This is a genomic window from Streptomyces sp. NBC_00654, from assembly GCF_026341775.1.
Taxonomy (GTDB): Bacteria; Actinomycetota; Actinomycetes; order Streptomycetales; family Streptomycetaceae; genus Streptomyces.
Map to the genome: position 1 here is coordinate 161,164 of NZ_JAPEOB010000004.1, position 12,407 is coordinate 173,570.

Sequence of the window (12,407 nt, forward strand, 5' to 3'; positions counted from 1 at the left end):
GATCTGGTCCCTTTACGTCTCGGTGGGCGCGGGCGGTGCGGGCTCAGCCGGCGTCGACAGCGGTGTCCGGAGCCGTTGCCAGCGTGTGCAGCAGGGCTCGGAAGCGCTCCACGAGCGCCACGGCGGTGGCCTCGTCGAACCGGTTGTTGTCGAACTTGAGGCTGCCGGCCAGATCACCGTCCGGCAGGACGTCCATGGCCCACAGCCCGCCGTCCGGGATGGCGGAGCTGACGTTCTGGGACAGGACCCGGCGGCGGATCTCGGCGAACCGGGGGCCGTCCGTCCCGCCGTTCTCCCCGGCGAACGGGGACTGGAGCACCTCGAAGGCGACGACGGCCAGGAAGCCGTCGGCGAAGGGGGCGAGCAGCGAGGGGCTGTCCTGCGCGATGTGCGCGAACGGGATCTCGTGCTGGTACGCCCCCAGGCAGGCGGCGCGCGCCTGCTCCAGCACCGCGCCGAAGGTGGCGGAGCCGGTGGTGTCGATGCGGATGGGTACGAAGTTGAAGAACGGGCCCACCGAGTCCGCGAACCGCTCCTCGTACCGTCCGGAGGAGAAGGTCGGGAAGACGACGTCGGTGGTGCCGGTCAGGCCGCGCAGCAGCAGGCTGTAGGCCGCGGCGAGGACCATGAACGGGGTGCTGCGGGTGGCCTTCGCGTACCCGGTGACGGCCTTGGACAGCTCGGTGTCGAAGACGAAGCGGTGCACACCGTAGGCGGCGGGCACGTCCTCGCGCGGGCGGTCGGTGGTGATGCCGGTGATCTCGGCCCCCGCCAGCCGCTCGCTCCAGTACGCCCGCTCGCGCTCCGTGCGCGGCCCGTCGGCGCTGTCCTGCTGCCACTGGGCGAACTCCTGGTACTGGTGCACCGGGCCGGTCTCCTGCGGTGCCCGGCCCGCGGCCCGGTCCGTGTAGGCGGTGGCCAGGTCGCGCATCAGCAGCTGTACGGACCAGGCGTCGGTGGCGGTGTGGTGGGTGACCAGGACCAGCACCCCGTCGGTGGCGTCGAAGCGGCCGAACTCGGCCCGCAGGTGCGGCAGCACGGAGACGCTGAAGGGAGCGGCGTCCAGCTCGTTGAGGAAGGCCTCGGCGCGCTCGTCGCGCGGGCGGCCGTCGTCCGGCAGGTCCACCACCCGCAGCTCGGCGGGCGTGGCGGGGTGGACGACCTGGTGACTGCCCGACTCGTCGCCGTGGATCGAGGTGCGCAGCACCTCGTGGCGCTCCACGATGTCGTTCAGGGCCTGGCCCAGCACCTCGGTGTCGAGCGTCCCGGTCACCCGCCAGCCGCACACGAGGGTGTGCCGGTGTCCGAACGCGCCATCGGTCTCGCCCTTGTCGAAGCCGCGCAGGAACTCCTGGTTGAACGACAGCGGGATACGGCGGCCGGGCTCGGCGGTCTCCGGGGACACGTCGGTGATGGTCACGTGGACCAGTCCTTTCTCCTGCGATGACCGGTCCGGGATGCCGACCGGGATGGACCGTGCGGTGGTGGGGAGGCGCGAAGGGGCTCGACGGGCGGCGGACGGGCGGGAGCGCCCGGTCACCCCGCGATCGCGGCCGTGGACAGCTCGGTGAGGTGGCTGTCGAGCTCGGCCACCGTGGGGTTGTTGAAGACATCGCCGACCGTCAGCTCGGCGCCGAACTCGGCCTTGATGCGCGCGATCAGCCGCATCGCCTGGAGCGACTGCCCGCCCAGGTCGAAGAAGCTGTCGTCCGGGCCGATCTCCGGCACTCCGAGCACCTGGGCGACCAGCGTGCACAGCAGGCGCTGGCGTTCGCCGGACGGGGCGGAGGCGGTGGCGGTGGCCGCGGGCGCGGGCGCCGCGGGCTCGGGCAGCGCCGCCCGGTCCAGCTTGCCGTTGGGCGTCAGCGGCAGGGCCGCGAGCTCCGTGAAGGTGTCGGGCACCGCGTACTCCGGCAGCAGGCCGCCCAGCGCGGTGCGCAGGTCCCCGGGGCCGGTGCCGCGCGGAACGACGTACGCGGCGAGCCGCTTGTCGCCGGGCTGCGGCTCACGGACCACGACCGCCGCGTGCGCCACACCGGGCAACTGCCCGAGCACGTGCTCGACCTCGCCCGGCTCCACCCGGTAGCCACGGATCTTGACCTGGTCACCGGAGCGTCCGGCGAACTCCAGCAGCCCGCCGGGGCCGCGGCGCATCAGGTCGCCGGTGCGGTACATCCGTGCGCCGTCCGGGCCGGTGACGAAGTGTTCGTCGGTCAGGGACGGGCTGCGGAAGTACCCGGCCGCCAGCCGCTCGCCCGCGATGTGCAGTTCGCCGACCTCGCCGTCCGGCACCTCCGCGAGCCGGTCGTCCAGCAGCCGGGCGTCCACGGTGTCCAGCGGGCGGCCCACCGGCACGCCCTCGCGGCAGTCGTCCACGGAGGTCATCGCCGCGTGCGCGACGAACGAGGACACCTCCGTGGCGCCGTACATGGCCCGGACGACCAGCCCGGGGCAGGCTTCGAGGACCCGGCGTACCGCCGTCGGCGCGATCACGTCGCCGCCGGTGAGGACCTCGGACAGGGTCGCGAAGCTCTCCGGCGCCTCCTCGGCGAACACCCGGAACAGGCCGGCGGTCAGGTGCACCGCGCCGATCCGCTCGGCCACGAACAGCCGGCGCAGCGTGTCCAGGTTCAGTTCGCCGGTCGGTGCCAGCACCAGATGGCCGCCGCGCAGCAGGGGCACCCACAGTTCGTAGGTCGACACCCCGAAGGCGTACGGGGCCACGGACAGGATCCGCCGGTGGCCCTCGCCGTCCCAGCAGGAGTCGGCGGCCAGGCCGAGCACCCCGCGGTGCGTCACGGCGACGCCCTTGGGCTCGCCGGTCGATCCGGAGGTGTGGATGACATAGACGACATGGTCGGGGTGCGAGGCGACGCCGGGGTCGTGGTCGGGCATCGCGGCCAGGGCCTCGTCGGTGGCCGGTTCCAGCAGACGGCCGCCGAGCACACCGGCCCGGCCGCGCATCACGGCGTCGGTCAGGATCAGCGGGCCCCCGGCGTGGTCCACGATCTTCCGCATCAGCTCCACCGGGTGGGCACTGTGCAGGGGCAGGTAGCAGGCGCCCGCCTTGACCACGGCGAGCAGGGAGACGACCAGGTCCGCGGAGCGCTCCATCAGGACCGCGACCGGCTCCTCGGGGCGCACCCCGAGGGCGAGCAGCCGGTGGGCGAGCCGGTTCGCGCGGCGGTCGAGCTCCCGGTAGGTGAGGGACCCGTCCGGTCCGGACAGGGCCACGGCGTCGGGCGTCCGTGCCGCCTGTGCGGCGAAGCGCCGCTGCACCGAGGCGGTGTCCTCGGAATTGCTGAAGGCCATCGTCCGTCCAATCCGCTCAGCCGTATCCGCGTCCGCGGGCGATGTGGCCCGGCACGGCGCACTCTCGGGTATGGCGCCACGCTCACAGAACGCGCCGTGGGGCCGCATCTCCTGGATTGCCGTGCAGACCTGACGGAACGTCACCCATGCCCGGACCTGCCGGGAACCAGGATCCGGCCGCCCGCACGCGGTCCTCGCGCCGCGCCCGGTTCCCGCCCGCGATCACGGAGAGCACGCTCGAAGATGCGCACCGGGTCCGTCGCCGGGCAGCCTGATCGCGGCACCTCCGTGTGCACCCGCGTAAAAGCCGCTCATCCAGGAGAACCATGAAGACCGTCCAGCTCGCCGACGGTGACGCCATCGCCCATGTCCACTCCGTGGAGGAAGGGGTGCCGGTCCTGGCCGGCGGACCGTTCGGCGCGTGCGCGGGGCACGGAGCGTACGGAGCCGGAGCCCGCCGTGCGCTTCGCCGTCCACGGCCACGGCAGTCGCGGCGACAGCGCTGACTCCGTGCCGCCGGCCTTCACCGGACCCCACCGCACCCCGGCTCAGCACGGCCGCAGCCCGGACCCGCCCGCTCGAACGGCCTGGGCGCGTCCGGCGCCCAGGACGTCCCCACCGAAAAGGAGTACCCCATGCGAGCTTGGCTCAAGGCAGGCATCGCCGTGCCCGCCGGTCGACGCAGCAAATGGATCGTTCTCGCCGGCTGGCTGATCGCCGTCATGGCGTTCAGCACCCTGGCAGGGAAGGTGGGTGAGGTCCAGGACACGAGCGCGAACGCGTTCCTTCCGCGCGGTGCCGAGTCCACACAGGTCAACACCGAGCTGGAGAAGTTCCGTACGGACGAGCTCATGGCGGCCGTCGCGGTCTACAGCGGCGACGAGGTCCTGGGCAGTGACGTCCGCGCGGCCGTGGAGGCCGACCGCACCGCCTTCGCGAAGATCGCGGCGAAGGGGCAGCAGATCCCCGAGGCGGTCCCCTCGAAGGACGGCAAGGCCCTGATGGTGGTCGTACCGCTGTCCTCCACGGACCAGGCGGTCATGGCGGACAAGGTCGAGGAGCTGCGTACCGTCGCCGCCGCGCAGGCACCGCCCGGTGTCACGACCGAGGTCGGCGGCATCGCCGCCGTGACGACCGACGCCGTGAAGATCTTCGAGACGCTCGACAGCACGCTGATGGCGGCCACCGCACTGGTCGTCATCATCCTGCTCCTTCTCACCTACCGCAGCCCCTTCCTGTGGCTGTTCCCGATCTTCGCGGTGGGCTTCTCCTCCGTGCTGACCCAGGCGGGGACGTACCTGTTCGCCGAGTACGCGGGTCTTCAGGTCGACCCGCAGAGTTCGGGCGTCCTGATGGTGCTCGTCTTCGCGGTCGGCACCGACTACGCCCTGCTGCTCATCTCCCGCTACCGCGAGGAGCTGTACCGCAACGAGGACCGGCACGCCGCGATGCGGATCGCCCTGAGCCGCTCGGGCCCCACGCTCCTCGCCTCCGCCGCGACCGTCGCGGTCGGCCTGGCCTGCCTGGGGCTGGCCGACATGAACTCCTCGCGCTCCATGGGCCTGGTCGGCATGATCGGCGTCGTCTTCGGCTTCCTGGCGATGGTCACCATCCTGCCCGCCCTCCTCGTCATCGCCGGCCGCTGGCTGTTCTGGCCCCTCATTCCCCGCTACGGCACGACCCCGCGCGCCGCCCTTTCGGTGTGGGACCGCGTCGGCAACGTGGTCGCCGCCCGTCCGCGCCGGTCCTGGCTGCTGTCGCTGGCCGTCACCGGCGTCCTGGCCCTGAGCGCCTTCGGCGTCAACATGGGCCTGGGACAGTCCGAACTGCTCGAAGGCAAGCCCGACTCGGCGGCCGCCCAGGAGACGCTCGCGAAGCACTACCCCTCCGGTGCCGCCGACCCGGCCGTCGTCATCGTGAAGACATCGCAGACCGATGCCGTGACCAAGGCGGTCCAGGGGACCGACGGCGTCGTCGACGTCACCGTCGCGGGCCGCACACCGGACGGCGAACTGACCCAGCTGGCCGTGGTGCTCGAAGGCGCCCCCGCGGGCGAGGCCGCACAGGGAACCGTCGAGAAGCTGCGCGAGCGCACGGACGCGCTGGTCGGCGGCCAGGCGGCGCAGACCCTCGACAAGGTGAACGCCACCGAGCGCGATCTGTGGGTCGTCGTTCCCGCCGTGCTGCTCGTCATCCTGCTGGTGCTGACCCTGCTGCTGCGTTCGCTGGTCGCCCCGCTGGTCCTGCTGGCCACCGTGGTCGCCTCGTACTTCGCCGCCTTCGGATCCGCGAGCCTCCTGTTCGAGCACGTCCTGGACTACCCCGGCATGGACTGGTCGGTCCCCCTGCTGGGCTTCGTCTTCCTGGTGGCGCTCGGCGTCGACTACAACATCTTCCTCATGCACCGTGTGAAGCAGGAGTCGGCGCTGCACGGCCACGCCCAGGGGGTCATCGCGGGCCTGCGCAGCACCGGCGGTGTGATCACCTCGGCGGGACTGGTGCTGGCCGCGACGTTCGCGGTCTTCGCCGTACTGCCGCTCGTGGCCATGGCCCAGATGGGCGTGATCGTCGGTATCGGCGTCCTCATCGACACCTTCCTCGTCCGGACCATCCTGGTTCCCGCGCTCGCGCTCGATCTCGGCGCCCGCCGCTTCTGGTGGCCCGCGAAGCCGGCCGACCGGGAAACCGCCGCCCCCGGCACGTCCCTCGACGGCAAGGAGCCCGAGCTGGAGCGCGTCTGAGCCGGAGCGCGTCCGAGCGACGCCCGACGGTCCCACCACTGCTCCGCCCGTGCCGCCGAGGCCCTCCCAGGGAGGATCTCGGCGGCACGGGCGCGTTTGCCCCCGGTGCCCTCGCCCGGAACGGACCACGTCTACCCAGCATTTCAAGAGATGCCTCCTCACACCCGCAGACGCGACGATTTCGCGGAGTCGCCGAAGTGGCAGCGACCCGAAGCACGGCGGACCCGGTGCCCGCAGCCGAATCCAGCGAAGGAGACATCCCGTGACCACACCACTCAAGATCCTCGCGATCAACGGATCGGAACGGGACGGCAACACCAGCGATGTCCTCCGCCATGCCGCGGCAGTCGCCGCGGCGCGGGGGGTCGAGTGGGAGACCATTGACCTGCGCGACATCCGGATGTCGCGCTGCGGACCCTGCGGCGACTGCAACGACCGACCGGTCCCGTGCGCGCTGGAGGACGGGGTGCCCGGGGTGATCAGGAAGATGGTCGCGGCGGACGGGATCGTCTTCGCCGCTCCCGTGCACGGCTTCGGGACGGCCAGCCTGATGCAGACCTTCATCGAACGGGCCGGGGTCGGCTATCTGCGGTTCGACCGGCCGCTGAGCAACAAGGTCGCGGGTGTCATCTCCCTCGCCCGCCGCTACAGCGCCGGCGAGGTCTGGGCCCAGCTGACGGTGAACGCGCTGCTCAACCGCATGATCGTGGTCGGCAGCGGGTTCCCCGCCACGGTCCACGCACTGCATCGGGGAGACGCGCTCAAGGACGACGAGGGCCTGACCAACGTCCGGCGCCTGATCGACCGGATGACCGACATGATGGAACTGCTCGACGAGCACCGCGGCCTGACCGGACGTGACAACCTGCTCGCCGCGCGCGAGGTCAACGAGCGCATCGGACTCGCCCTGAACGAGACGGGCCCGCCCGCCGCCGGGAAGGCCGCACCGGACGTGGCGGCTCCCGCGGCGGAGCAGCAGCCCACCGGCGAACTGTGGGCACGGCTGTGAGCGCGCCGGCCATGCCCTGTGCCCCGGCCGGCGCGGACCTCCAGGACTTCCTCACCGGCTACCGCCGTGTCAGCCGGGCCTTCCACGACCGCACCCTGTCGCCCGGGGAACTGGACGACTGGCGCGCCCGGCGGCTGACCTCGGTGCTCCGGCACGTCACCGGCCGCTCCCCGTTCTACCGGCGCCACCTGGCCGGCGTCGACATCGAGGCCGTCACCCCCGCCACCCTGCACACGCTTCCCTTCACCACCAAGGACGACCTGCGCCGCGAGATGTACGACGTGCTCAGCGGCCCCCTCTCCGGGGCGAGCATCTACTACGAGACCAACGGCACCACCGGGGCCGCCACCCCGTGCCCCCGGGGCGCCGTGGACATCGCCACCTCCAACGTCTCCGTCGAGGAGTCCTGGCGCCGCCTGTTCCGTACGCACTTCGGTGACCGCATGCCGGTGGTCGGGCTCATGGGGCCCTCGGAGCTGTACGCGTTCGGTGATGTGTTCACCGATGTCGCCGCCTCGATCGGCGCCTGTCACGTCAAGATCTGGCCGGAGTCCCCCCGGGTCGGCTTCCGCAAGGCCCTGCGGCTCATCGAGGAGCTGGGGGTCGAGGTCGTCGTCTGCGCCCCCGCCCTGTGTCTCAGCCTGGCCAAGGCGGCCCTGCACTACGGGTACGACCTGGCGGAACTCCCCGTCAAGCTGTTCCTGGTCCTCGGTGAGATCTGCACCCCCGAGTTCGCCGCCAACGTCTCCTCCGTGTGGCCGCACGCCGTCGTCCGCCCCGCCCTGTACGGCTCCCAGGAAGCCCTGTGCATCGCCACCGGTGCCGACAGCGGCGCCCTCCACCTGGCCACCCCCAACTACCTGGCGGAGCTGGTCGATCCCGACACCGGGGCCCCGCGCGGCGAACACGGCGAGGGCGAGCTGGTCCTGACCATGCTCGTCGACGGCATCAAGCCGCTGGTCCGCTACCGGACCGGGGACCTCGTCCGGATCTCCCCGGCGCCGCCCGGAGCGGCACTGCCCGGCCCGGTCGTCGAGGTCGTCGGGCGCGCCGCCGACCGCATCCCGCTGGGCGAGGCCCTGCTGCGCCCCGCGGAACTGGAGGCGGCCGTACTGGGCGGCGTACGGGGCTGCCTGGGATACCAGGTCGTCGTCGACGGCGGCCCCGACGGCGACCGGATCACCGTACGGATGGACCTGCTGCCCGGTGCGGCGGACCCGGCGGCCGGCATCGCGGCCCGGCTGCGCGAACGCACGGGCGCCCAGGTCGACATCGCCGTCGACGCGGACATGGACCCGGTCACCCACACCGGCTCCTTCGTCAGCTGGAAGGCCGCCCGGGTCCTCGACCACAGGTCGGGCCTCGACCGGGCGGTGCGTGCCGCCCGGAAGGTCGCGCACCGCTACGCGATCACGACATGAACGGGAGGAGCACGCGATGACCCCGCAAGCACCGGCGGTGAGCACCGTCGGCGTGGCCACCCGGACGCGCCGCCTGCCTCCTGTCGACCTGCTGAACGCGTACCGCAATCTCTGCGCGCGGTTCGGCCCCGACGAGGCGTACCTCCTCGAATCCGCGGCCGGCCCGCTGCGCGACCGCAAATACCAGTTCACCGGGTTCGGCGCCCTGCTGTCCCTCTCGGTCACGGGGAACGCCGTACGGGTCGAGGGCAGGCCCGCGCTGTGCCGGCTGCTGCTGGAGCGGGCCGGGCCGCTGCTCACCGAGGCACCCGGCCAGGGGCTGAGACTGCGTGGCACGGACGATCTGTGGGCGCTGCTGCGCGCCGCCCGGGGCATGTTCGACGCCCGGGGATCGGCGGATCGCTTCCGCTTCGGGTTCCTCGCCTACTTCGGCTACGACACCGCCCGCTACGTCGAGGAACTCCCGTACCTCATCGAGCGGAACTCCGCCATGCCGGACATCCATCTGGTCCTCCACCAGGGCTGTGTCATGACGGACCTCACCGACGGCGGCACCGAGTTGCTCCTGCACGAGTCCGAGCACTGGCCGCCCCTGGACGAGGAGGAGATCGCGGCGCTGCTGGTCCGTGAACCCGACGCCGGTTCCCCGTACTTCGACGACGCGGACCCGCCCCCCGCGACGGTCACCGACGACAGCGACCCCGAACGGTTCCGGGCCGATGTGGAGCGGTGCCTGGAGCACATCGCGGTCGGTGACATCTACCAGGTGCAGATCGGCCACGAGCTGACGATGCGCTCCGAGGCGGCCCCCCTCGACGTCTACCGCAGGCTGCGGCAGCGCAACGCCTCCCCGTACATGTATATGGCGAACGTCGGGGGCCACTGCACCATCGGCGCCAGCCCCGAACTGTTCGTCCGCATCGAGGGCGGCAAGGTCGTGATGCGGCCCATCGCCGGGACCCTGCCGCGCACCGGTACGGACGACGAGGCCGCCGCACGGACGCTGGCCCACGACCCCAAGGAGATCGCCGAGCACACCATGCTCGTCGACCTCTGCCGCAACGACATCGGCCGGATCTGCCGGGCCGACACCCTCGATGTGCCCGACCAGCTGGTCGTCGAGCGCTACTCGCACGTGCTGCACCTCGTCTCCACCGTCGAGGCGCGGGTCGAGGAGGGCGAGGACAGTTTCGACGCCATCGCCGCGCTCTTCCCCGCGGGGACGATGACGGGCACGCCCAAGATCCGCGCCATGGAGATCATCGAGTCCGTCGAGCGCAGCCGCCGCGGCCTGTACGCGGGCGCGCTCGGCCTGATGGACATCGGCGGCTACACCAACCTGGCCCTGTGCATCCGCACCCTGTTCCACCACGACGGCGCCTATCGCACCCGGGCCTCGGCGGGCATCGTCGCCGACTCCCGCCCGGAGAGCGAATGGCGCGAGACGCTGGCCAAGATGAGCGCCGCCTACTGGGCGGTCACCGGAAAGGAGTTGCTGTGAAACTGCGTGTGGCAGACCCGGCCGGTGAGCGGGACACCGGGCGGCCGCGTGTGCTGGTGGTCGACGCGTTCGACAGTTTCGTCGACATCCTGCGGCAGTACCTCATGTCGGCCGGGGCGGTTCCCGTCATGGTCCGCTCCGACAAGCTCCGGCTGGACGAGGTGCCGCTGATGCGCCCGGACGGCATTCTGCTGGGCCCGGGACCGGGGCACCCGGATGTGTCCGGGCACGTCGAGATCGTCCGGGCGTTCGCCGGGCGGCTCCCCCTGTTCGGGGTGTGCCTGGGGCAGCAGGCCATCGCCCGCGCCTACGGGGCGAGCGTGCTGCCGGCCGACCATCTGATGCACGGCAAGACCAGCCGGATCCGGCACGACGGGCGTGGGCTCTTCGCCGGGATGCCCGACGGCTTCCTGGCCACGCGCTACCACTCCCTCGTCGTACCCGAGACGACCGTACCGGCCTGCCTGGAGGTGACGGCCCGGTCCGCGGACGACGGGTACGTGATGGGCCTGCGGCACCGGGCCCTGCCGGTCGAGGCGGTCCAGTTCCACCCGGAGAGCTTCCGTACCGAGCACGGCATGCGCATCATCACGAACTTCCTGTCCGGGGTGCGCGCCTTCACGACGCCCCTGCCCGACGCCGAGGCGGCGTGACGCGGAACCACCGAACCCCGAACCACCGAACCCCGAACCACCGAACCCCGAACCACCTGATCACCGAATACACCGAACCACCGGACACCGGACACAAAGTGCGCACATCCAAAGATGCCGGGCCCTCGCCGAGCGAGAAGAGTCAGTGGTGTCGGCACTGTGCAACGGAGGCGTCGTGACGTACTGGAACACTAGGGCGGAGACCATGCCCCGCCCCCAACTAGAGACATGGCAATGGCGCAGGCTCCGGCAGGCCCTCGACCACGCCAAGCGGAACTCGCCGTTCTGGAACGGACGGATACCCGACGGCATCGATTCCCCGCAGGACTACGCGGCGCGGATGCCCCTGCTGTACAAGAAGGACCTGCTGGCCGCCCAGGCGGCCGCGCCTCCGTACGGCACCTGGCCCTCGCTGGACCCCTCGCGCGGAGTGCGCCACCACCAGACCAGCGGCACCAGCGGCAACCCGCCCATCCGCACGTTCGACACCGAGCGCGACCTGGCGTGGTCCGTGGACACCTTCTGCACCGCGCTGCACGCCAACGGGGTACGCCCGCACCACAAGGGGCTGGTGGCCTTCGGCTACGGCCTCTTCGCCGGGTTCTGGGGCATGCACTACGCGCTGGAGCGCATGGGCTGCACCATCGTCCCGGCCGGCGGCCTCGACTCCAGGACCGTCGTACGGCTGCTGGTCGACTACCGGATCGAAGTGCTCGGACTCACCCCCAGCTACGCGATGCGGCTGATCGAGACCGCCCGCGACATGGGCATCGACCTCGCCCGCGACGCGAACGTCCAGGTGATGCTCGCCGGTGCCGAACCGCGTTCCGACTTCACCACCCGGACCATCGAGGAGGCCTTCGGCGCCCGCGTCTTCAACGCGGCCGGTACCACCGAGTTCGGCGGTGTCTTCATGTTCGAGTGCCCGCAGCGGCGCGGCGCCTGCCACATCAATGAGCCCTCCTGCTACGACGAGGTGCTGGACCCCGAGACCCTCCAGCCGGTCGGCTACGGCGAGGAGGGCGTCCGCGTCACCACCGGCCTGGCCCGTGAGAGCATCCAGCTCTTCCGGCACTGGACCGAGGACGTGGTGGTCAAGCGGCCGTACGGCGAGTGCGGCTGCGGAAGGACCTGGGACTTCTACGACGGCGGCATCCTGCGGCGCGTCGACGACATGCGCAAGATCAGGGGCGTCTCCATCACCCCCGTCATGATCGAGGACGTCGTACGCGGCTTCGCCGAGGTCAACGAGTTCCACTCCGCGATCCGCACCGTCCGCGGTCTCGACACCATCCACGTCAAGATCGACGCGGGAGGGCTCGGAACGGAGGCGGCGCGCCTGCTGTGCGCGCGCATCACCGAGGAGTTCAAGCGCGAGATCGGCATCCGGCCCCAAGTGGAGCTCGCTCCGGCGGGCAGCCTGCCCCGAACGAACTGGAAGGCGGCACGACTTCATGACGAACGAGTCCTCACAGCTCACGGCTGAGCCCCCGGCGGACATCCTGACGCCCCGGCAGCCCGCGGCCGAGCACGAGTACCTGACCGCGGAGCAGGAACTCCACCTCCTGGAGAGCTACCGCACGCTGGGCTACCTCGCGGAGAACTGCCGGGTCCCGTCCGTGCTCGCCGCCGTACGGGCCTCGCTCGCCGAGCTCCGGATCGCCCTCGACGGGCAGGCCGTGGAATTCGACTACTACCGGAACACCGACCGGGTGCTCAGCGCGTGACCACCCGGTGATGCCGAAGGGGCGGTACCCCGGCCGGGGTACC

At 71.6% G+C, this 12,407-nt stretch carries 10 protein-coding genes; 8 read left to right on the forward strand and 2 right to left on the reverse strand.

What is annotated here, in order from left to right; genetic code table 11:
* Positions 1-43 precede the first annotated feature (43 nt).
* Entirely contained in the window at positions 44-1,420 is a 1,377-nt protein-coding gene (locus OHA98_RS38980) for a condensation domain-containing protein (RefSeq protein ID WP_266932857.1), read from the reverse strand.
* Positions 1,421-1,536: 116 nt separating this feature from the next.
* Positions 1,537-3,312, reverse strand: a complete 1,776-nt coding sequence (locus OHA98_RS38985) for a non-ribosomal peptide synthetase (protein ID WP_266932858.1) — start codon at positions 3,310-3,312, stop codon at positions 1,537-1,539.
* 326 nt (positions 3,313-3,638) lie between these two features.
* Here OHA98_RS38985 and OHA98_RS38990 point away from each other — a divergent pair, with 326 nt between their 5' ends.
* From OHA98_RS38990 to OHA98_RS39025, 8 genes are all read left to right on the forward strand, one after another.
* Positions 3,639-3,818, forward strand: a complete 180-nt coding sequence (locus OHA98_RS38990) for a hypothetical protein (protein ID WP_266932860.1) — start codon at positions 3,639-3,641, stop codon at positions 3,816-3,818.
* Between the two features lie 129 nt (positions 3,819-3,947).
* Positions 3,948-6,053 (forward strand): MMPL family transporter, encoded by a 2,106-nt coding sequence (locus tag OHA98_RS38995; RefSeq protein ID WP_266932862.1) that lies wholly within the window; start codon positions 3,948-3,950, stop codon positions 6,051-6,053.
* 262 nt (positions 6,054-6,315) lie between these two features.
* A complete protein-coding gene (locus OHA98_RS39000) occupies positions 6,316-7,062 on the forward strand; it encodes a flavodoxin family protein (RefSeq protein WP_266932863.1) in 747 nt (248 codons plus the stop codon).
* An 11-nt stretch (positions 7,063-7,073) separates the two neighbouring features.
* Positions 7,074-8,483, forward strand: a complete 1,410-nt coding sequence (locus OHA98_RS39005; protein WP_266932865.1) for a phenylacetate--CoA ligase family protein — start codon at positions 7,074-7,076, stop codon at positions 8,481-8,483.
* A 16-nt stretch (positions 8,484-8,499) separates the two neighbouring features.
* Complete coding sequence (locus OHA98_RS39010; RefSeq protein ID WP_266932867.1) at positions 8,500-9,984, forward strand: anthranilate synthase component I family protein; 1,485 nt, start codon at positions 8,500-8,502, stop codon at positions 9,982-9,984.
* Positions 9,981-10,637, forward strand: coding sequence for an aminodeoxychorismate/anthranilate synthase component II (locus OHA98_RS39015; protein WP_266932868.1), 657 nt, complete (start codon positions 9,981-9,983; stop codon positions 10,635-10,637). The genes OHA98_RS39010 and OHA98_RS39015 overlap by 4 nt, the downstream gene beginning before the upstream one ends.
* Positions 10,638-10,842: 205 nt before the next feature.
* The gene (locus tag OHA98_RS39020) at positions 10,843-12,123 is read left to right on the forward strand and encodes a phenylacetate--CoA ligase family protein (RefSeq protein WP_266932870.1); all 1,281 of its coding nucleotides are present in this window, start codon (positions 10,843-10,845) and stop codon (positions 12,121-12,123) included.
* Positions 12,092-12,364, forward strand: a complete 273-nt coding sequence (locus tag OHA98_RS39025) for a DUF6052 family protein (protein ID WP_266932872.1) — start codon at positions 12,092-12,094, stop codon at positions 12,362-12,364. The genes OHA98_RS39020 and OHA98_RS39025 overlap by 32 nt, the downstream gene beginning before the upstream one ends.
* Positions 12,365-12,407 lie beyond the last annotated feature (43 nt).

What these genes read in the sequence shown, in the direction of transcription:
- OHA98_RS39005 (WP_266932865.1), top strand. Translation starts at nt 7,074, where the DNA reads ATGCCCTGTGCCCCGGCCGGCGCGGACCTCCAGGACTTCCTCACCGGC.
- OHA98_RS39010 (WP_266932867.1), top strand. Translation starts at nt 8,500, where the DNA reads ATGACCCCGCAAGCACCGGCGGTGAGCACCGTCGGCGTGGCCACCCGG.
- OHA98_RS39025 (WP_266932872.1), top strand. Translation starts at nt 12,092, where the DNA reads ATGACGAACGAGTCCTCACAGCTCACGGCTGAGCCCCCGGCGGACATC.
- OHA98_RS38985 (WP_266932858.1), bottom strand. Translation starts at nt 3,312, where the DNA reads ATGGCCTTCAGCAATTCCGAGGACACCGCCTCGGTGCAGCGGCGCTTC.
- OHA98_RS38990 (WP_266932860.1), top strand. Translation starts at nt 3,639, where the DNA reads ATGAAGACCGTCCAGCTCGCCGACGGTGACGCCATCGCCCATGTCCAC.
- OHA98_RS39020 (WP_266932870.1), top strand. Translation starts at nt 10,843, where the DNA reads ATGCCCCGCCCCCAACTAGAGACATGGCAATGGCGCAGGCTCCGGCAG.
- OHA98_RS38995 (WP_266932862.1), top strand. Translation starts at nt 3,948, where the DNA reads ATGCGAGCTTGGCTCAAGGCAGGCATCGCCGTGCCCGCCGGTCGACGC.